Origin of the sequence: Paenibacillus lutrae (genome assembly GCF_009757775.1) — a bacterium.
Classification (GTDB): domain Bacteria; phylum Bacillota; class Bacilli; order Paenibacillales; family NBRC-103111; genus Paenibacillus_F; species Paenibacillus_F lutrae.
On the sequence record NZ_RHLK01000027.1, the window covers coordinates 1 to 21,109 of the forward strand.

General features: G+C 49.8%; 20 protein-coding genes and 1 other RNA gene. 1 reads left to right on the top strand and 20 read right to left on the bottom strand.

Annotation, left to right across the window (positions count from 1 at the left end; all coding sequences use genetic code 11):
• Positions 1 to 189: 189 nt before the first annotated feature.
• The 16 genes from EDM21_RS23830 to rpoE form a co-directional block, all read right to left on the bottom strand.
• On the bottom strand, positions 190 to 453 hold the full coding sequence (locus EDM21_RS23830) for a pro-sigmaK processing inhibitor BofA family protein (RefSeq protein WP_157338870.1): 264 nt from the start codon (positions 451 to 453) through the stop codon (positions 190 to 192).
• Between the two features lies 1 nt (position 454).
• Entirely contained in the window at positions 455 to 727 is a 273-nt protein-coding gene (locus EDM21_RS23835; RefSeq protein ID WP_157338871.1) for a YaaL family protein, read from the bottom strand.
• Between the two features lie 157 nt (positions 728 to 884).
• The gene (gene recR, locus EDM21_RS23840) at positions 885 to 1,481 is read right to left on the bottom strand and encodes a recombination mediator RecR (RefSeq protein WP_068777805.1); all 597 of its coding nucleotides are present in this window, start codon (positions 1,479 to 1,481) and stop codon (positions 885 to 887) included.
• Positions 1,482 to 1,541: 60 nt separating this feature from the next.
• On the bottom strand, positions 1,542 to 1,853 hold the full coding sequence (locus tag EDM21_RS23845) for a YbaB/EbfC family nucleoid-associated protein (RefSeq protein ID WP_068777804.1): 312 nt from the start codon (positions 1,851 to 1,853) through the stop codon (positions 1,542 to 1,544).
• 55 nt (positions 1,854 to 1,908) lie between these two features.
• Complete coding sequence (gene dnaX / locus EDM21_RS23850) at positions 1,909 to 3,660, bottom strand: DNA polymerase III subunit gamma/tau (RefSeq protein WP_157338872.1); 1,752 nt, start codon at positions 3,658 to 3,660, stop codon at positions 1,909 to 1,911.
• 84 nt (positions 3,661 to 3,744) lie between these two features.
• Positions 3,745 to 5,193, bottom strand: a complete 1,449-nt coding sequence (locus EDM21_RS23855) for an ATP-binding protein (RefSeq protein WP_157338873.1) — start codon at positions 5,191 to 5,193, stop codon at positions 3,745 to 3,747.
• A 207-nt stretch (positions 5,194 to 5,400) separates the two neighbouring features.
• An RNA gene (gene ffs, locus EDM21_RS23860) (signal recognition particle sRNA large type) lies at positions 5,401 to 5,665 on the bottom strand.
• Positions 5,666 to 5,748: 83 nt separating this feature from the next.
• The gene (locus EDM21_RS23865; RefSeq protein WP_157338874.1) at positions 5,749 to 6,150 is read right to left on the bottom strand and encodes a hypothetical protein; all 402 of its coding nucleotides are present in this window, start codon (positions 6,148 to 6,150) and stop codon (positions 5,749 to 5,751) included.
• A gap of 92 nt (positions 6,151 to 6,242) precedes the next feature.
• Entirely contained in the window at positions 6,243 to 6,440 is a 198-nt protein-coding gene (gene rpmE / locus EDM21_RS23870; protein WP_068777800.1) for a 50S ribosomal protein L31, read from the bottom strand.
• Positions 6,441 to 6,558: 118 nt separating this feature from the next.
• Complete coding sequence (locus EDM21_RS23875) at positions 6,559 to 7,821, bottom strand: radical SAM protein (protein WP_157338875.1); 1,263 nt, start codon at positions 7,819 to 7,821, stop codon at positions 6,559 to 6,561.
• A 65-nt stretch (positions 7,822 to 7,886) separates the two neighbouring features.
• On the bottom strand, positions 7,887 to 9,179 hold the full coding sequence (gene rho, locus EDM21_RS23880) for a transcription termination factor Rho (protein WP_157338876.1): 1,293 nt from the start codon (positions 9,177 to 9,179) through the stop codon (positions 7,887 to 7,889).
• Between the two features lie 92 nt (positions 9,180 to 9,271).
• Positions 9,272 to 10,531 carry a UDP-N-acetylglucosamine 1-carboxyvinyltransferase gene (locus EDM21_RS23885; RefSeq protein WP_068777797.1) on the bottom strand — a complete coding sequence of 420 codons (1,260 nt, stop codon included), beginning with the start codon at positions 10,529 to 10,531 and terminating at the stop codon, positions 9,272 to 9,274.
• A 308-nt stretch (positions 10,532 to 10,839) separates the two neighbouring features.
• Entirely contained in the window at positions 10,840 to 11,694 is an 855-nt protein-coding gene (gene fba, locus EDM21_RS23890) for a class II fructose-1,6-bisphosphate aldolase (RefSeq protein ID WP_157338877.1), read from the bottom strand.
• Between the two features lie 163 nt (positions 11,695 to 11,857).
• The gene (locus EDM21_RS23895) at positions 11,858 to 12,241 is read right to left on the bottom strand and encodes a response regulator (protein WP_166542166.1); all 384 of its coding nucleotides are present in this window, start codon (positions 12,239 to 12,241) and stop codon (positions 11,858 to 11,860) included.
• A gap of 152 nt (positions 12,242 to 12,393) precedes the next feature.
• Entirely contained in the window at positions 12,394 to 14,013 is a 1,620-nt protein-coding gene (locus EDM21_RS23900) for a CTP synthase (protein ID WP_157338878.1), read from the bottom strand.
• 320 nt (positions 14,014 to 14,333) lie between these two features.
• A complete protein-coding gene (gene rpoE, locus EDM21_RS23905) occupies positions 14,334 to 14,918 on the bottom strand; it encodes a DNA-directed RNA polymerase subunit delta (RefSeq protein WP_157338879.1) in 585 nt (194 codons plus the stop codon).
• Between the two features lie 377 nt (positions 14,919 to 15,295).
• On the opposite strand from rpoE, the gene EDM21_RS23910 reads away from it, so the two are divergent.
• The gene (locus EDM21_RS23910; RefSeq protein ID WP_157338880.1) at positions 15,296 to 16,474 is read left to right on the top strand and encodes a S8 family peptidase; all 1,179 of its coding nucleotides are present in this window, start codon (positions 15,296 to 15,298) and stop codon (positions 16,472 to 16,474) included.
• A gap of 377 nt (positions 16,475 to 16,851) precedes the next feature.
• On the opposite strand, the gene argS is transcribed toward EDM21_RS23910, so the two are convergent.
• The 4 genes from argS to speE form a co-directional block, all read right to left on the bottom strand.
• Entirely contained in the window at positions 16,852 to 18,525 is a 1,674-nt protein-coding gene (gene argS, locus EDM21_RS23915) for an arginine--tRNA ligase (protein WP_157338881.1), read from the bottom strand.
• Positions 18,522 to 18,938, bottom strand: coding sequence for a YwiB family protein (locus EDM21_RS23920; RefSeq protein ID WP_157338882.1), 417 nt, complete (start codon positions 18,936 to 18,938; stop codon positions 18,522 to 18,524). Before EDM21_RS23920 ends, argS begins: the two co-directional genes overlap by 4 nt.
• Before the next feature lie 227 nt (positions 18,939 to 19,165).
• Positions 19,166 to 20,035, bottom strand: a complete 870-nt coding sequence (gene speB, locus EDM21_RS23925) for an agmatinase (RefSeq protein WP_068777788.1) — start codon at positions 20,033 to 20,035, stop codon at positions 19,166 to 19,168.
• Between the two features lie 33 nt (positions 20,036 to 20,068).
• The gene (gene speE / locus EDM21_RS23930; RefSeq protein WP_068777787.1) at positions 20,069 to 20,896 is read right to left on the bottom strand and encodes a polyamine aminopropyltransferase; all 828 of its coding nucleotides are present in this window, start codon (positions 20,894 to 20,896) and stop codon (positions 20,069 to 20,071) included.
• Positions 20,897 to 21,109: the final 213 nt, after the last annotated feature.

Genomic DNA, 21,109 nt, shown 5'->3' on the forward strand with positions numbered 1-21,109 from the left:
GTTTAGCGTCCTGATTGCTCAAGACGTTTCAATCACTCGTTGTTCAGTTTTCAAAGGACAATCAAGGCTTGTCAGCCCTTGTCGTTGGCGCTTGTTTCAGCGGCGACTTAAATAAGATACCACGCTGAAAAGTTGAAGTCAACCTTTTTATAAAATCTTTTTAAAGACGAGGATAATCAAGGTAACTATTCAAATTAGTGTCAGCTTCAAAGCGCCCAAAAGCAGTAATCCCGGCATCCCGAGCACCGCCACTAAACCTACTGTCCATGGGTTTATAGGAAGAACAATCTGTGTATAACCGCTGAGCAAATGTGCTCCATAGAGCAGGAAAGCAGCGACCACGACATGAACACCAATAGCAGACAAAACTCTTCGTGTACCAGGCTGCCTTATAAGTAAAAACAGCAAAGCGCCGACGGACAGAACCAACAAAGCCCACATCGCAGCTTTCAACCTACTGTACCTCCTTAACCACATGAATGTATGTAGTTACGATCTTGAGTGTTTTGGCTTGTCTTAGCAGCATTTCATAGCGTTTCTCGGCTGCCTCCATCGCATAGATCGCATAATCGATCTCGTCTTGCTCCAAGGCATGTTCGAAATGATGCTGCGCGGATACCCATTGGAGATGGGCCTTGCGGATTTCCTTCAGCAGGTCCTGCTTATCCTCTTCCTCTGTGCGGCCCTTACGCTGAAACAACTGTGGGCTGATCTTTAATTCACTCATACCGTCCCTCCCTCTCTCGACAACTTGACCCTTAATACTTATGGCGGGAAAGGAAGGTTTTAGAACGCGGTCATGCAAAAAAAGCCGCTGTTCCCAAGACTGGGAATGCGACTTTTAGGCAAATGAATACATGAATCGGCTTAAATAAGAATTTCGTTCAAATTTCCCTGCGGCCTTCAAGCGCTTTAGTTAAAGTCACTTCATCCGCATATTCCAGATCTCCGCCAACAGGTAATCCATGCGCTATACGCGTAACTTTAAGGCCAAAGCCTTTTACCAGCCGTGACAAATACATCGCTGTGGCTTCGCCTTCAATGTTCGGATTGGTTGCGAGAATCATTTCCTGCACGCCTTCATCCCCAAGCCTTTTCAGAAGCTCCGCAATGTGGATCTGATCGGGACCGATACCTTCCATCGGTGATATGGCACCATGAAGCACGTGGTAATAACCGTCAAACTCCCGCGTCCGCTCCATAGCGACCAGATCCTTAGGCTCCTGCACCACACAAATGACAGAAGCATCTCTGCTCTTGTCTTGGCAAATCCGGCAGGGATCGATATCCGTAATATTACAGCAGACGGAACAGTAGTGCAGGTTGCGTTTCACGTTAACAAGGGCCTTGGCAAAATCTAATACATCTTCTTCCTTCATCCGAAGAACATGAAAAGCGAGGCGGCCGGCCGTTTTGGGACCGACTCCAGGCAAGCGGGTGAAAGCGTCGATCAACTTCGATATGGGTTCTGGATAATGCAACGCCAGGTTCTCCTTTTGCAAACAAAGATGGAAAAAAGGCTTCTTTACGAAGCCCTTTCATTAAAACAAGCCCGGGATGTTCATGCCGCCCGTAAATTTACCCATGTCTTTGCCAGCCAGCTCTTCCGCTTTGTTCAAAGCATCGTTAACGGCTGTCTGGATCAAATCTTGCAGCATTTCAACATCTTCCGGATCTACCGCTTCGGGCTTGATCGCTATAGCCGTAATTTTCTTATGACCGTTGGCTGTTACCGTTACGACACCGCCGCCAGCAGTTCCTTCAACGGATTTGCTTCCGAGCTCTTCCTGCACCTTGAGCATTTGCTCCTGCATTTTCTTCACTTGCTTCATCATTTGGTTCATGTTGTTCATCGTTAACAACTCCTTAGTCTATTTAATTAGGCTCCAAACGAACGATAGACGGGATTTATTCATCTTTAATGCTGACCAGGTCTTCTCCGAACAGACGGATAGCTTCATCCACCCATGGTTCCTTCTCCGGTTCAGTTTCCTCAGCTTGAAGAGTCAACTCTTCCCGCGCAGGTTCAGCAGCACCTTCACGCGCTTCTTTCCATTCTTTCTGCATGACGGTGGCAAGCTTAACCGCAGACTGTCCAAGCACTTCAGACATAACCTGCTCGATCAGCTGCTTGTTCGCAGGCTTCTCCGTTGTATCCCGGTGCATGGCGCTCTTGAAGGCAACTAGCACCGTATCATTGTGAAAAGCAACCGGTTCACCATCCACCAGCCAAGCGTGCACGGTAATCTTGCGCTCCTTGACGGTAGCAAGAATCTGCGTCCACTTGCCAATGAGCGCTCGCGTATCGGAGCTGTCTACGGCCGATGTAAAGTCATCAAGCCGAACAGCCGATTTCCTGACAGGGGCGCTTGATGATCTTGGCGCCACCGGAGATCTGGCTGGCGTAGCAGCCGCAGCAGGAACACCACCCTGAAGCAGCTTGCCGAGCTGTTCTTCCAGCTGCTGAATCCGCCGGCTCAGCTGTCCGAGCGCATCCGAGTCAGGTTGAGCTATGCTCGGAGATACTTGTTTGGACGCATCCGCAAAAGCAGTCCCCACCTCGAATGAAACCGCCGGAACTGCTCCGCACGCTTTCATTACAGCTACTTCCAGAATGGTCTGGGGCTGCGCCGAATATTTCATTTCACCCTGGTACTGGTTAAGCACATCGATGATGCTCATCAACTGATCGATGCCAAACCGGGAGGCTACCTGCTGCATTCTGCCGATGTCAAAAACCCGTTCGGTCAGAATGGATGAATCCGGTACGAGCCGGACCATTAGCAAGTCGCGGAAATAATGGATAAGATTCTCCATGCATTTGTCCGCGCTTTTGCCTTCCTGCATAAATTGGTCGATCAGCTCAAGCGCCGCTCCGATATCGGTTTCCTTAATCGCTCCGACCAGCTTCTCGAACTGGTCGGAGGCGAGGCCGCCCGTCATCGCTACTACATCGCTGGCCGTTATGGAGCCGACGGCAAATGAAGATGCCTGATCCAGCAGACTCAGCGCGTCCCTCATGCCACCTTCTGATAAGCGGGCGATGTAGTGAAGCGCCTCTTCCTCGATCTGGATATTCTCCTCACGGCAGACGTAGGCTAATCGCCCTACCTGCTCCTCCATCGATACCCGTCTGAAGTCGAAACGCTGACAGCGGGAAATAATCGTTGCCGGAAGTTTATGCGGCTCCGTTGTGGCCAGGATGAATATCACATGAGCCGGGGGTTCCTCAAGCGTCTTGAGCAGCGCATTAAAAGCCTCCGTGGTCAGCATATGGACTTCATCAATGATATAGACTTTATACCGAACTTCAGTCGGCGCATATTTCACTTTGTCCCGTATATCACGAATTTCTTCTACACCACGGTTGGATGCCGCATCGATTTCAACTACATCCATAACCGATCCTTCGGTTATCCGGATGCAGGCTTCACATTCGTTGCAGGGCTCCTCGGCAGGTCCGTGCAGACAATTGACAGCTTTGGCCAGAATTTTGGCCGCGCTGGTTTTCCCCGTCCCCCGGGGACCGCTGAATAAATAAGCGTGTGTAAATCTATTCTCACGAAGTGAGTTTTGCAGCGTTTGAACGATCGGCTTCTGGCCGACCAGCTCACGGAATGCTTGGGATCTCCAAGTCCGGTATAAGGCAATATGTGTCATATGTTTACTCTCCAATAATTCGTCCTGAATTATTGCACTTATTATACTATAACCCGGGCGGGATTAAAACTCGTAAGCTAGAGGCTATACGCAGGGGATGCTGACGGTGAAGGTCGTGCCGAAGCCTTTGGATGATACACGTATATTTCCACCCATATCATGAATGATCCGCTGACACACAGAAAGTCCTAGCCCTGTTCCCTCTTGCTTGGTCGTAAAAAACGGGTCGAATATTTTATCAATGACATACGGAGGTATTCCGGGACCCGTATCATGTACCTCAATATGGACGCATTTTGTTTCCTCGTCCAGCTTTTCCGTAATCGTAAGCTGCCCGCCTTCGGTCAGGGCTTCGATTCCATTTTTACAAATGTTAAGAAACACTTGTTTAAGCAGTTCTTGGTCCGCAATAACGTGCGGGAGTCCCGGAGCCGCTTCATACCGCAGCTGCACCTCGTGTAAGATGGCTTCATTGTTCATGATAGGCAGAATCCCTTTGATCACAGAAGAGATGTCTACTTTTTGTAAAAGGACATTCTTGGGTTTGCCCAGAAGCAGAAATTCATTAACCAACTCGTTCACCCGGTTAATTTCATCCAGCATAATTTCAATATAGCCCTGTTCTTTCTCCAGGTCTTTCATCTCGAACGTTTTTTTCAACACCTGCAAGAAGCCCTTGATGGATGTCAACGGATTCCGGATTTCGTGAGCTGTCCCCGCTGCAATTTGACCGATCATCGCCAGCCTGTCACTACGCTGTACCTGCGCCTCAAGCGATCTTATATTCGTGACATCTTTAAATATGATGTACGCCCCTACAATTTGATTGTCGACGTCTCTAAGCAAATTAGAATCCAGCAAAAGCTCATAACGGCTTTGGTTATTCATCCAGGAAACCGCGTGATTGCGGACGACCCGCCCCTCCAGTACAGACCTTTCTACCAGTCTATGTTCCGGCGGCACGGAAGCAAAAATATCATCCATGGGTTTGTATAAAATCGATTCTTTCCTAAAACCGAGTATCCGACAGGCCATATCACTGATATCTAATAATCTAAAATTCGTGTCAATCAAAAGGATGCCCAAGTTCACGTCTCTTAAAAAAGTCCCCGAAAATTGCTGAATTAAATTCTGCTCGCCCATTTCATCCAGATCATCAAGCAGCATCAAATAAAGAGGCTGTCCTTCTTTTTCGGCCCGAATAATGGAGCACTTTTGTAGAAATATAAAACCATGCCTGTCTTTGACGACAGTAACCGGTTTTCGTGTATTGGATTCATGAGCCGACTCGCTAAAATGCTGCTTATAGAAAAGCTCAAGCGAATCGGGAAGTTGGATAACGTCCGAAAAGGGTCTGTGAATCAATTCTTCAGCTGTAAATCCCGCGCGTTTCAGGAAAGGTCTGTTCACATAAACAATATCACCCTGGCCGTCTGCCACAATCAAGCAGCTTTGAGAAAATAATTCTACTCTCTCTCCCAGTTCTGCTGTAGAAATATACACCCCGAATTGATGAAGGCTGGCATCCGACATAATCCTTCCCCCTCATTAAACCAGCTTAACCATCGGCAGTCCCGATGGAATACGGATGTTAACCTATTCTATTCGCGATTTCATTTTCCTTCTATTGGAAAACAAAAATCGACTTTATCCCTTTTTACCCAGAAATTCTCAGAAATCTGCCCTACAAAAAAGCCCTCGTCTTAACGACGAAGGCTTGTTATTGTCCTATATAAGGTACCGTGCACCTGTTATTGATAAAGCGATACGAACGTACCTTTATCGTTAGCTCAAGTTAGGCAACCCCTCGGCACATGGGCGCTCCTGCTTACGGCTGCTTCCTTCCGGACCTGACCGGGTTCACTGGTGCTCATTGCGAAGGACCCGACTCTCAACACCACGTGTAAAAGCCGAACCTCACATCGGCAGTACCTCTAACAGGGATTCAACCCCGCTACAGCGGATTGCGGGCAACAGGGCACCGCTACCTCCCCGTCTAGCACGGCAGAATTAAGTATAGCGGATTGTGAAGCAAAGTGCAACCTCGCGGACAAACTTACCATTTCCTAAGCGGACGGTTTCTCAGCCTTAACGCATAATGATGACGATAAACCGGTATCTCGGCAGGCTCGTATGCAAATCCTGCTCGGCCTGAGCTCTAATTCCCGCAGCCATGTCCGGCGGCATTCCAGGCGGCAGACGAAGCTTAACATAACCGATGGGTCCGTCTAAACGGACATGAACATCTGAAACATAGGGCAGTTTCTTCATTTGGTGATGGACAATGTCCGAATCCGTCTGATACGTATGGTACCCAGGATTGAGCGCCAGATTGGGATTGGCACTGGTGGTGCCCAAATAACCATCCTTGGCGTATTGATAGGTCCTCGGACCCGCAGCCTGTCCCGGACTGCATGCGGTCACGGATAAAGCTGCAACAAGCAGAGCTGTCCATACCCCGGCAGCCTTCTTACTCCTTAGCTTTTCCAAAAGCAAAAACCCCCCTTGGCATCCTGCTTCGTGTTAGAACACGATATTAGGATGACCCGGGGGGGTTGTGTTATGCGATCTGAAATAATGGCTTAGATGCCATATTTTTTCTTGAATTTATCCACGCGGCCGCCGGCATCAATAAACTTCTGTTTGCCAGTGAAGAACGGATGGCAGCTGGAGCAAATCTCTACACGGAGGTTCTCTCTAACCGAACCACTTTCGAAAGTGCTACCACATGCGCAAGTTACCGTAGTCTCGTGATATTTGGGATGGATCCCTTGTTTCATTCCCATTCACCTCTTTCCGCCCTGGATCTGTTTGTCGAACCAGAGTTAAATTGACACATAAAAGATTATAGCACGGGCTCATCCCATATTGCAATGGCGCTTTTTTATAAGATGTACGTCAGCCGTTCGATCGATTCTTAAAAAAAGCAGGCACATGGGTATAAGAACCGATTACCACATCCGGAAGTTCTTCCCTGTAGATCTCAAGCATCTGCTTCATACCCAAAATCTCTCCCCGGGCAGGAGGAATGAGATTCAAATAGCTCTCCGGGTCAATATTCAAATTCCTCATTTGAATCAGACGAAGTCCCGTACGGCGGACAAACTCAATCATGGCTTCCACTTCTTCTTCGCGGTCCGTTACCCCCGGGAAGATCAAATAATTGATCGAAGTTATAACCCCTTGGCTTGATGCATACTTAATGGATTTCTCCACATTCGCAAGCGTATAGCCGCGCGGTTTGTAATAGGCATTATAATGATCATCCAGCGCACTGATGGTACTGACCCGCATTAAATCCAGACCGGCATCGACGATACCGCGGATAAAATCGTTAAGACCTGCGTTTGTATTGATATTAATATATCCCATATCCGTTCTGCTCCGGACTTCACGCATAGCTTCTATAATCAGTTTGGCCTGGGTTGAAGGCTCACCTTCACAGCCCTGTCCGAAGCTGATAATGCTGTCGGGGGTTTTCAAATGTTCCATCATGATTTCCACAAGCTCCTGAGCCTTCGGCTTGAAATTCATCCGAGTCTGAGGGGCAGGAAATCCGCTATCATCCGGCTGTTCCGAAATGCAGCCGAAACAGCCGGCATTGCAGGAGTATGAAACGGGCACAGCCCCTTCCCAGCGGTTTAAGAAGGTGTTAGAAGCAGTCAGACATTCATATTCAAGGGCACATTTGGACAAATGCTCATAGAGACGATTGTCCGGATACTGGGCCCTGATACGGCTCACACTAACTTCTAGTTCATCCGGATCACAGTTGCGCGGATTCCAAGGTTCGGGATCATCGCACTGCTCGGCGGCGACATAGAATCCCCCATCTTTCCATACTACTGCGGTATAGCCAAAGAGCGGGAACTTCTCCTCTTTGTTCGTTTTAACATAGCCCGGGAGCATCAAACGGGTAAAACCTTGGGGAAGCAGAGCCCCTACGGCCGCGTAATCTCCAGGAAGCACTTCCATCTCACCGGTATCTCGGTTGATGCCTATCGCACGCGTGTGCGGAAGGCTCACGAGTGTAGCTCCTTCCGGTAATGGAATTAATTCATCATCCAACAGCTCAACAATTTGATCGGCACTCCGTCCGAGCGCATCATATTCGGGATGATCGAACACGTTGCCGGACAAGTCCGAATAAACCACATTCATGATTAGGTACTCCTTTAATGCCGGGTATTACGATATTTCAGATGTCCAGATTGGCTGAAACGGCCTCAGGAGGCAGAGTTTTTCATCTTCCCTTTGCCAAGCGTAACATTGCCGTTATTCGTTTCGAGGGAGTCGAGGAATTCTTGGTTCGTCTTCGCCTCACCCAGCTTCTTGATAAAAGCTTCTGTATATTCATAAGTATCGCTCATGCTTTTACGCAATCCCCATACCTTCTCAAGTTCTTCTTTGGTTAACAAACTTTCCTCGCGCCGGGTTCCGGAACGGCGGATATCAATCGCAGGGAACGTGCGGCGCTCAGCCAGCTTACGGTCAAGATGAAGCTCCATGTTTCCTGTTCCTTTAAACTCTTCATAAATAACGTCATCCATACGCGATCCTGTTTCGACAAGCGTAGTTGCCAGAATCGTCAAGCTGCCGCCTTCCTCGATATTCCGTGCAGCGCCGAAGAAGCGCTTGGGGCGGTGAAAGGCCCCCGGATCGATACCGCCCGAAAGGGTGCGGCCAGATGGCGGAACAACCAGGTTGTACGCTCTTGCCAGACGCGTAATACTGTCCAGCAGGATAACAACGTCCTTCTTGTGCTCGACAAGACGCTGTGCACGCTCGAGAACAAGCTCGGCCACTTTGATATGATTCTCGGGCAGCTCATCGAACGTAGAAGCAATAACCTCGCCTTTGACTGAGCGCTGCATATCCGTTACTTCCTCCGGGCGCTCATCAATCAAAAGGACAAAAAGTTCGATTTCCGGATAGTTCGTGGAGATGCTATTCGCAATTTCTTTGAGCAGCAGCGTCTTACCGGCTTTGGGCGGCGCCACGATGAGACCACGCTGTCCAAGACCGACAGGAGCCAGCAGATCCATGATTCTTGTCGATAGTTTATGAGGCGTTGTCTCCAGCACCATCTTCTTCTGCGGATAAAGAGGTGTAAGTGCCGGGAAGTGAAGACGCTCAGAGGCGGTATCGGGGCTTTCTCCGTTCACCGCTTCTACATGCAGCAGCCCGAAATAACGCTCATTCTCTTTGGGAGGGCGGCATTTACCGGATACCAGATCTCCCGAGCGAAGATCGAATTTCCGAATCTGAGAAGCTGAAATGTAAATGTCCTCCGTGCTCGGAAGGTAATTAATAGGACGCAGGAAACCAAAGCCCTCCTGGAGGACCTCAAGCACCCCCTCCATGAACATAAGGCCGCTTTCCGCTGCCTGGGCGCGCAGAATAGAGAAAATAAGTTCTTTCTTTTTGAGCTGCCCGTAATAAGCAATTTGATATTTTTTGGCGAGCTTATAAAGCTCCGTTAATTTGAGGGCCTCCAATTGCGCGAGGTGCATATCCATTCTATTCAACCACCAAACTAGTAAGTTATTTTCTTATAATCTAGAAAGCTAGCACCTGGTACTAGTACCAGTGTAGCCTAAAGGTCTCGAGCTTATTCTTCTCTGTCCTCACGCCAAACTTCCGCGCCCAAGAGAGTCAAATTCGTTACGAGGTTGTCGTAGCCCCGGTCTATAAACTCGACACCGGCCACTTCTGTCACATCGGAAGGAACCGTCAAGCCTGCAATGACAAGTGCCGCTCCGGCACGCAAATCTGTAGCCTTAACTTTAGCGGCACTCAGCTCACTGCCCTCAATAACGGCGGTACGGCCTTCGACTTTAATTTTAGCACCCATACGTACCAGCTCCGGCACATGCTTGAACCGGTTGCTGTAAACCAGATCAGTCAGCATGCTCACCCCGATAGCTTGAGTAAGAAGACTGGTCATCGGTGACTGCAAGTCAGTCGGGAAGCCCGGGTATACAAGCGCTTTGACATCCACACTTTCATAGAGCAGCTTGCCCACTACACGGATGGACTCGTCCATCTCATGAATCTCAACGCCCATTTCCTGAAGCTTGGCTGTCATGGCTTCCATATGCTTGGGAATAACATTGTCTATTGTAACATCGCCGCGGGTTGCCGCTGCAGCAATCATGTACGTTCCGGCCTGTATACGGTCCGGTATAATGGAATGACGGCAGCCGTGCATATGCTCGACGCCCTCAATACGGATTGTTTCGGTCCCGGCACCCTTGATCTTGGCGCCCATGGAGTTAAGCAGTGTAGCCACATCTATGATTTCAGGCTCTTTGGCCGCATTTTCAATCAAAGTAGATCCTTTGGCCCGTGAGGCCGCGAGCATAATATTAATGGTTGCGCCTACACTTACCATATCCAGATAAATCTTAGCTCCGCGCAGCTGCTTAGCACGAATATGAAGCGCGCCGTTCTCATTTGAAATTTGAGCACCCAGTGCTTCAAATCCTTTGATATGCTGATCAATCGGGCGGGGCTCAAAATTACAACCGCCGGGCAGGCCGATAATAGCCTCACCGAATCTTCCGAGCATAGCCCCCATCAAATAGTACGAGGCTCTTAATTTCTTCACATTGCCGTTAGGCATAGGCTTGCTTCTCATGGCGCTCGGATCTATAACCATCTGATCCCCGTTCCACTGAATAGATGCGCCCAACTCACTAAGAATTTCCGTATAAATAGCCACATCACTTAAATGCGGCAAGTTGTCCAAGGTTACCGTCGACTCGGCCAGTATGGCGGCAGGTATCAAAGCCACTGCACTGTTCTTGGCCCCGCTGATCGTTACTGTTCCTCTAAGCGGGCGACCGCCGGCGATCATTAACTTTTCCATAATGCGTTATCTTCCCCCTACATCCGGTAGATAGCTTTAGTTGTGCTGCAGCTTGAATAAAGCCGCGTGATTATGTGACAGCCGACTATTAGATCTTTAAAATAATGGAGCTCACTTACAATTTATAAAACAGAAAAGCTTCGTACAATCCCGATAATCTCAAGACTTCTAAACGAGCACGTAGCAAAACAAAACGCGAGAACTGCGTTTTCTGTGTAGCTATCATTTTATAAAGAACGGAGCATATAATACAACAGAAGGGAAATGCATCAATTAAGATGCACTTCCCGTTAATTATACAAGGAATGTTAGGCTTGATTGGAGCTTCCGAACAGTTGAATTTTGGATTTAACCACTTCAACCATTGCTTTGCGAGCTGGAGTGAGGTATTTGCGGGGATCGTATACTTTAGCGTCTGCACCAAGAACTTCGCGGATAGCTGCAGTAGCGGCCACTTGGTTCTCTGTGTTCACGTTGATTTTGCCTACGCCAGCTTCGATCGCCTTGCGGATCATTTCGTCAGGTACACCGGAACCACCGTGAAGTACAACCGGTACCGGAACAGCCTTGGAAACTTGCTCGATGATATCAAAGTGAATGTTCGGCTCACCCGCATACATGCCGTGTGCAGTTCCGACAGCGATTGCCAGGCAATCGACACCGGTTTCTTCGTAGTAACGAATCGCTTCTTCCGGCTTCGCCAGGTTAGCATCCGCTTCATCAACCGAGATGTCGTCTTCTACGCCGCCGATTGTTCCAAGCTCACCCTCAACGGAAACGCCCATTGCGTGTGCGGCTCTAACAACTTCTTTGGTCAGACGTACATTCTCTTCATACGAATAGTGGGAACCGTCAAACATAACGGAGCTGAAGCCCGCACGGATACATTTCATAGCTACTTCAAAAGAGCTACCGTGGTCCAGGTGAAGCGCAATTGGAAGACCGGATTGTTTCGCTGCCGCTTCTGCAATTGCTACTGTGTACTCAATCCCCATATACTTGAGCGCGCCCTCGCTTACGCCGAAAATGAACGGTGAGTTCAGTTCCATTGCCGCTTCCGTGATCGATTGTGCAAACTCAAGGTTGTTCATGTTGAACTGGCCTACAGCAAATTTATTTGCTTTAGCCCTAGGCAAAAATTCATTCATTGATACCAATGGCATGATTTCTTCCTCCTATATGTGTGTGTTGGCTTGATCGTTTTTAAGATGCGCTGCCGCTCTTTTTGTCATACCGTGCTATTATAGCATACTCAAACATAAAACGTAACTGAACCCGATCATAGACGTGAAAGTTTTCACAAAAAGAAGAAACCTGACTTTACGATCAGGTTCCCAGAGTAGTCGGAGTTTCATGAAGCTCCGTATTTACAGCCAGTCTCAGTTCGTCAATATCGAACGGTTTTGTAAAGTGCATAATGGCACCGAGTTCCGTCGCTTCTTTGATCATATCCAATTCTCCGTATGCCGTCATCATGATTACTTTAATCGAGGAGTCAATCTTCTTGACGTGCTTGAGAATATCCAGGCCGTCCATTCCCGGTATTTTCATGTCTAACAGAACTAGATCAGGAGCATGCTCCCTAACAATCTCCAAGGCAATCTTGCCATTCGGAGCCTGATAAGTCTGGTATCCCTCACTGCTGAACACTTCTGTCAAAAGCATCCGAATCCCATTCTGATCATCTACTATTAAAATCTTTTTATCCACGGGAATGCCTCCTTCCACAAACTTCCGGCTGAGATTTTCCGATACGACTGCGGCACCTACAACTTCACCATACTTCGCTGCGCGTCCGTCAATTTCCTCCCTATTTTCCGAGAGAATTATCAATTTATTGAAAAAAAGAAGAATCCCGGCTGTTAGGCCTGGGATCCTTGTTGTTTATAAGTGAATGCAGCTTTGACGAATTCACGGAAAAGCGGCTGCGGACGATTCGGACGGGATGTAAATTCCGGATGGAATTGAACGGCCAGGAACCATGGATGGTCCGGAAGCTCAACGATTTCCACCAAACGTCCATCCGGGGATGTTCCGGAAATACGCAGGCCGGCGGATTCGATCATTTCGCGGTATTCGTTGTTGAACTCATACCGGTGACGGTGACGCTCGTATACCAGCTCATCATTGTAGCAGCTCATTGCAAGCGAACCTTCCGCGATTTTACAAGGATAAAGGCCCAGACGCATCGTACCGCCAAGGTTCTCGATATCCTTCTGCTCAGGCAGCAGGTCGATGACCGGATAAGGAGTCACCGGGTTAATCTCTGAACTGTTGGCACCCTCCAGATTAGCAAGGGCACGCGCATACTCGATAACCGCGACTTGCATACCCAGGCAAATACCAAAGAACGGAACCTGCTTCTGCCGCGCATAACCGATCGCAATTACTTTACCCTCAATACCCCGGTCGCCGAAGCCTCCCGGCACGAGAATGCCGTCTACGCCGCCAAGAAGCTCGTCCACGTTGTGGTCGTACACTTCTTCCGCATTGACCCAGCGGATCTTGACTTCAGCTCCGTTGTCAATGCCCGCATGTCCCAGCGATTCCACAATACTCAAATAAGCATCATGAAGAGCAACATACTTACCCACGATAGCAATCTCCGTTGTTTCTTTAAGACCCTTAACGCGTCGAACGAGCTGTTCCCATTCAACCATATCCGGCTCTGGGGCTCCGCCAAGCTTCAGATGATTCACAACGATATCGTCAAGTCCTTGCTCTCTAAGCATCATCGGTACTTCGTAAAGCGTCTCTGCATCCAGGCACTCGATTACAGCTTCGGGATCCGTATCGCAGAATTGTGCGATTTTGCGCTTCATGTCTTCCGTCAGTGCATGCTCCGTACGGCAGACGATGACATGCGGCTGGATTCCCAGACTGCGGAGCTCTTTTACACTATGCTGGGTCGGCTTCGTTTTGACCTCACCGGCAGCTTTGATGTAAGGAATCAGCGTGACGTGAATGTACATGACGTTCTCGCGGCCGATATCACTTTTGATCTGACGGATTGCTTCAAGGAAAGGCAGACTTTCGATGTCGCCGACAGTACCGCCGATTTCAGTAATGACGACATCGGATCCGGCTTCACGGCCGGCACGGAAGACGCGGTCTTTAATCTCGTTTGTAATGTGTGGAATAACCTGTACCGTCCCGCCCAGATATTCGCCTCTGCGTTCTTTGGTGATAACAGAAGAATAGACTTTACCCGTCGTGACGTTCGAGTTCTTGGACAAGTTGATGTCGATAAAACGTTCGTAGTGACCCAGATCCAGATCCGTCTCCGCGCCATCATCCGTTACGAATACCTCACCGTGCTGGTACGGACTCATCGTCCCCGGATCAATGTTAATATAAGGGTCAAACTTCTGGATGGTCACCTTCAGCCCCCGGTTCTTGAGCAACCGGCCGAGTGAGGCCGCTGTAATGCCTTTACCGAGCGAGGATACGACGCCCCCCGTTACAAAAATGTATTTAGTCATCTGAGAACTCCTTCCGAGCTTTTCTGTATTCAAGTTGCATTAGGGTAGCCCTACAAGAAACCGCACAAATCGTCCAAAACTGCAAACCGGCCAATATAACTTACACGATCAAACGCCGTACAGGCACACAAGACAGCTAAGCTTTTGCTTGTATGTTTCCACTAAAACCTCCGGGTCATCAATATCTCCCGAAAATAAAAAAAAGTGACACCCGTGGTATACGGGGGCACTTTTAATTCAAGTCAAATTGGTCGTTCTTTTTGAAGCCCATGCAATAGTTTACTAAGAACGACATCGGCTGTCAAGAACGTTAGAGCGAATTATTTAAGGTCTTTGTCTCCATCCTCAAAATCTTCCTCACTATCGTCCGAGTCCTCATCCGAATCGTCGTCCGAGTCGTCTAATTCGCCGTCCTCAAGTTCTTCATCGATTTCTTCTTCTTCGAAGAATTCGGTCTCTTCTTCTTCCTCTTCTTCTTCCTCTTCTTCCTTATCGGCACTATCGAATCCACGATCCGCATCGAGGGCTGTGTACTCTTCTTCTTTGTACTCTTCCTCGTCCGAGTAATCTTCGTCCAGATCGTCGTCTTCATCGTTGATAATGCGCGGACGTTTCGCATTGCCTACAGCATCATCCGATTTCTCCACCGGATACCAGCGTTTCAGGCCCCACAGGTTCGTACCGACACAAGCAAATCGTCCATCAATATTGATCTCTGTATATAATTGGGCAATGACATTCATCATTTCGTTCTCGGCTAAGCCTTTGATTTTCGCGATTTCATGCATCAGATCACGATAATAAAATGGCGTGTTGGCCGCTTTCAGCACCTCAAACGCCAGATCCACCATTGGCATTTCTGCGGCTTTATCCGGCTTGATTTTAAGTGTGTATGGGCTACTCATTTGTGGCACTTCCCTTCACCGTAATAACAATACTTTAACTACCTTATCCCATTTCATCATTAAGTAAAACCTATTTTATGTAAAAATGCAACTCTTGCTGTCAAGCCCTTTAGAACAAAGGCAAAAGCGAAGGTCTCCCTTCGCTTTCTGACTGTATCCTGCGGTCTGATGGAGCAGCCTGGCTGTATCCATTACCGCCCCCTATTTTGGAAACGAGAGACGATTTTACCTCTCCCTTCATCCTATGTAGGCAGAAGCACGTTGACACGGCCGCGCACCTATTTATTTGGAAAAAGGCCAATCTCTCAGTCGGGCCCCCCGACCTGTACATATAATGGCTCAGAATTGCACCACCTTGTTATGGGGGGAATGGGGCTTTGGACTCGATCAAATGGTTGGAGATGCTGCATGCAGAGATCCAGGCGTCAGAAGGGCGACGCAAGTATATCATACTTTTTCAGAGCCACCGGGATTACAAAAATATCTCCAATCTCATCGGCCTCCATATACATTCTCTTCCCGGTCTGTCTGCTGTACAAGATTTGAAGCTCATTCACGCGATTTCATGTCCGGTGCGTTCTTACTCGGATCTTGCGAAGCACCCCGCCATATTATCCATTGAGGAAGATTCGGCCGTTAATATTCAGCTGGTTCCCCGTAAGAAGGCCAGAACGTCCGATGACAGCGACACATCCTATGAAAGCACCCAAATCATCCCATGGGGCGTCCAGCAGATTAAAGCGCCTGATGCCTGGAAAAAGTCCAAGGGAAGCCGTGTGAGCGTAGGTGTCATTGATACCGGCATTGACTTCTACCATCCCGACTTGCAGGCATCCGTCGCAAGGGGGATTAATATCCTGAACCGGCACCAGCTTCCCATAGATGATAACGGTCACGGAACGCATATTGCCGGCACCATTGCGGCAGCGGGCAAACGGATGGGGATCATGGGCGTTGCCCCCAAAGCAGTCATTCATGCAGTCAAAGCTTTCGATATGAACGGAAGCGCTTATGTCTCAGACATCGTCGCAGGGATAGACTGGTGTGTACGCAATGATTTGGATGTCATCAACATGAGTTTCGGCATGAGAACATACAGTCAAGCTCTGGAGGATGCCGTAACCAATGCTTATCAGGCAGGGACCGTGGTCGTGGCCTCTTCCGGTAACGACGGGAAAAGTGCACAAATCGATTATCCCGCCCGCTTCTCCAACGTTTTCTCAGTCGGAGCAACCACGAAGACGAATAAGGTCGCGCCTTTCAGCAACCAGGGGAAGCGTATTGATATTTATGCGCCCGGTGAAAGCATCTATTCCTGCTGGCTGCAAGGAAAATACAATGAGTTAAGCGGCACGTCCATGGCAACCGCTCATGTCAGCGGAGTCATAGCGCTCATGCTGTCGGTACGGGCGAGACTCCGGCCGAACCAGATCAAGCAGATCCTGCGGCGGAGCTCTACGCCGCTGAAGAAATCCAAGTCCGCGGATACAGACGCTCCGGGACTGATCCACGCGAGGCGTGCGGTAGCCTCGCTGCTCAAAACAAATAAATCCTGATCCCAGGGGGCATCAGGATTTATTTGTCAGGCCAACCTGTCCGTCTATTGCGGACAGGCTGGGCGGCCGTGCGGCACACAAGGCGTGCCGCGCCAAGAGCTGGTCGCGCGCGCAAGTCGTGTGCCGCGGTACTGACGCGGGCACGAGGCGCGGCCCGCGCGTAGGGCATCCGCGCGGTACTGCCCTGCGGCTAGAAGCGCTCAAGCGGAGCGCTTCTCCTGCGGCGTCGCCATTATCCGCTAGGGAGCGCTTCCTCCTGCCGCATCTCTATTATCCGCAGCAGGAAGTACCCCGAGCCCGCCGGGGGAGGGAGAATCAGCCTATGCAGCAGGGAAGCCCCTGCATGCATAGGCTGATTAAGAGGCGGTGAGCAATAGCTACATCCGATCCGGCGCAGATACGCCCACAGAAGCGAGTACATTGCGGATCACGATGCGAAGCGCCGATAGAAGCGCAAGGCGCGCTTGAGTCTGCTCCGCATCTTCCGTGATGACGCGTTCCGCTCTGTAGTAGCTGTGGAAGAGTCCTGCCAGATCATATACATAGCGGATCAAACGGTGCGGCGCATACAGATCGGCGGCAACAGCCACTTCTTCCGGCAGCTCGCCCATTTTGCGGAGCAGCTCGAATTCCGCTTCCGTATTCAGATGGGAGAGATCTACTTGCGCAAGTTCACGAATCTCCACTCCCTGTTCCTCCGCCTGGCGGAAAATGCTGCAGATACGTGCATGTGCATACTGCACATAGAACACCGGATTCTCATTCGATTTGGAAATCGCGAGATCCATATCAAAATCAAGATGAGAGTCCATACTCCGCATCGTGAAGAAATAACGGATCGCATCCACGCCGACTTCGTCCATCAAATCTTCCATCGTAACGGCTTTGCCCGTACGCTTGGACATTTTGACTTTCTCGCCGTCCTGGAACAGGCTTACCATCTGGGCGATAAGAACCGTCAGTCGGTCCGCCTCATAGCCAAGTGCCGTCATGGCCGCTTTCATACGCGGAATGTAGCCGTGGTGATCAGCTCCCCAAATGTTGATCAGCTGATCATATCCGCGTTCGAATTTGTTCCGGTGGTAAGCCACATCCGGGGTCAAGTAAGTGAATGACCCGTCATTTTTAATCAAGACGCGATCCTTATCGTCACCCAGCTCCGTCGTACGCAGCCACGTAGCACCTTCGTGCTCGAATACATAGCCGGATTCGCGGAGTTTGCCCAGCACGTCCTCGATGAGTCCTTTTTCATAAATGGACGTTTCGGAGAACCACTCATCGAAGTGAACACCGAAGCGTCCAAGATCGCGTTTGATTTTATCAAGCTCTTTCTGGAGCCCATACTGGCGGAAATAAGCAAGGCGCTCTTCTTCACCCAGATTAACCAGACGGTCACCCTCTGCAGCAGCCAGATCCTGTGCAAATCCTTTGATGTCTTCCCCGTGGTAGCCGTCTTCCGGCATCTCGGCTTGTTGTCCAAGAGCCTGAAGGTAACGTGCTTCGATCGACTTCGCCAGATTCATCACCTGATTGCCGGCATCGTTGATGTAATATTCGCGCGTAACATCATAGCCCGCCAATGTCAGCAGGTTACAGAGCGCATCGCCTACGGCTGCTCCGCGTGCATGTCCCAGATGCAAGGAGCCTGTAGGGTTCGCGCTAACGAACTCGACTTGAACTTTCCGTCCTTGTCCAATATTAACCTCACCGTATTTGTCGCCCTTGTCCGCTACACCGGCAAGAATCGGATACAGGTAGCTCTTATCCATGCGGAAGTTAATGAAGCCGGGTCCGGCAATCTCAACATCCGCGATTTGGGCCTTGGCCTTATCCAGCCTGGCAACAAGCTGATCGGCAATGGCACGCGGGTTCTGCTTGGCTATACGGGATAGCTGCATGGCCAGGTTAGTTGCAAAATCTCCATGTGCCTTGTCTTTGGGCACCTCCAGTACAATCTCCGGCAGCTCCGATGCCTGAACAAGCCCTGCTGTAACCGCCGCTTCACCAATCGCTTCTTTGAGCGTATGTTTTACTTGCTCCAACACATTCATGTTACATCCTCCTGAATCGTTAACGTTAATGTATATAAACCTGCATGTTCTTCTTCCACATACAGGTCATAGCTCCACTGAATCCGGCCTATTCCCTCGACAAGCTGGCGCGTATACGTTCGCGTGTGTATATCAATCGGAAGGGAACCTCCAGCTGCACGGTACCAGCCTCTCCTCGATTGCCCGGGAACAAATGTCTGCTCCGCCCCGACTTCGCCGCTTCGCATAATTTTGAGCTCACCCGGGGCTATTTTCACCATTGTGAGCGTCTTTCCCATCTCGGCCGATGTCTCTTCGTAGCGGACATAGACTTTATCCTCCCGAAGGTACAGCTCACCATGCGCTTCTTGTGTTATCCGTTCCTCCCCCGCGATACTGCTGATGGAGACCTTGACGTTCTTTTTATTAGACATAATCGTTAAACGCTCCGTTCCGTCCTGACGGCCGCCAGAGGGCTGAAGCAGGAAAAGAAAAGTTAGCTATAAGTGTATAGCATCGCACCGGGATTTTCAATGGACCTTTGCAAGACCGTGTCTTACGGGCGGATCGGGATTGTGCCCACTAAAAAAATCCCCCAGAGCGGACCGGCCCCGGGGGATTCTCATACTTATTGGCTAAGGTATACGAAACACCTTTATAACTACTTCACCAGTCCGAGCAGCATTTCGCGGATAAGCTTGGCCGCAACAATCTGCGTCTGCTCCGACGGGTCATAAACCGGAGCTACCTCAACTACGTCAGCTCCTACAACGTTGACGTCGGAACCGGCGATAGCGTGAACGGCCGCGAGCAGTTCCTTGCTCGTAATGCCGCCCGCTTCAGCGGTACCTGTGCCCGGCGCTGCCGAAGGATCGAGCACATCGATGTCGATAGTCAGGTACACGGGACGGCCTGCCAGATCCGGCAGCACCTTCTTCAGCGGTTCCAAGACTTCGAACGGATGGAAGTTCAGGTTCTTGCGCGCATATTCGAACTCTTCGCGCATACCGGAACGGATACCGAACTGGTACACATTCTTGCCTCCGATAAGCTCAGCGGCTTTGCGGATCGGCGTCGAATGTGAGAGCGGCTCGCCTTCGTATTGCTCGCGAAGGTCGGTATGCGCATCGAAATGGATGAGCACGAGGTCGGGATATTTCGCATATACTTCGCGGATGACCGGCCAGGATACGAGATGTTCGCCGCCTATTCCGAGCGGGAACTTGCCGTCATCCAACAGGCCGCGCACGTACTCGCCTATGATCTCTAGGCTGCGGCCGGCGTTACCGAACGGCAGCATCAGGTCGCCTGCGTCGAAATAGTTCACTTCGTCCAGGCTCTTATCCAGATACGGGCTGTATTCCTCAAGCCCGATGGATACTTCGCGAATGCGGGCAGGACCGAAGCGGGAGCCCGGGCGGAAGCTGACGGTATAATCCATCGGCATTCCGTATAACACGGCGCGGGAAGCCGCGTAATCTTCTGAAGCGGCAATAAAAATATTGCCGGAGTATGCTTGATCTAATCGCATGCTATCGTCGCTCCTTCTTTATAGGAAGAGAATTTATTTAACGAGATCTTCTACGAACTTAGGCAGTACAAACGCTGCTTTATGAAGGCGCGGAGTGTAGTACTTCGTCTCGAATTCTGGAATCGATGCTTCTTCCACCTGAAGCGGATCGTACTTTTTGCTGCCCATAGTAAAAGTCCATAGACCACTCGGATAAGTAGGAATATTCGCTCCGTATACACGGACGATCGGGAAGATTTCACGAACATCGCGGTTAACGGTCTGGATCAGATCCGCCTTGAACCATGGGTTGTCCGTTTGCGCAACGAAGATGCCGTCTTCTTTCAATGATTCGTAGATTCCTTGATAGAAGCCTTTGGAGAAGAGTTCAACTGCGGGGCCGACAGGCTCCGTAGAATCCACCATAATCACATCGTACGTATTTTTATGATCATGAATGTGCATGTAGCCATCGTTCACGATGACTTCTACACGAGGGTTGTCCAGTTCGCCGGCAATTTCCGGCAAGTATTTTTTCGAATACTCGATTACTTTACCGTCGATTTCCACGAGAACGGCTTTTTCCACTTCAGGATGCTTCAGCACCTCACGGATGACACCGCCGTCGCCGCCCCCTACTACAAGGACGTTCTTAGGGTTCGGATGCGTTGAAAGTGCAGGATGCGCCACCATCTCGTGGTATACGAATTCATCTCTTACACTAGTCATAACCATGCCGTCCAGGACAAGCATGCGGCCCCATTCGTTCGTATCAATCATGGCGAGATCTTGAAAATCTGTTTTCTCAGTCACCAGCGTCTCTTTAATTTTGGACGTAATGCCGAAGTTCTCCGTCTGTTTCTCGGTGTACCAAAGTTCCATATTCCCAGCCTCTTTTCTTCGTTATTGGTTGAGTAAGGAGTGCATACAGTGAGGTGGTCTTGAGACCGCCGCCCCGTTGTTCCGTACTAATTAATAGCTTCATCATGGTCTTGCGGGCAGATCATTCCATTCACGGGACAAGCCCTGTGTCTTGAAGGTTTGCTCACACAAATTGTATTATAGAGGATTGAACCCGAAATGCAAGAAAATTGC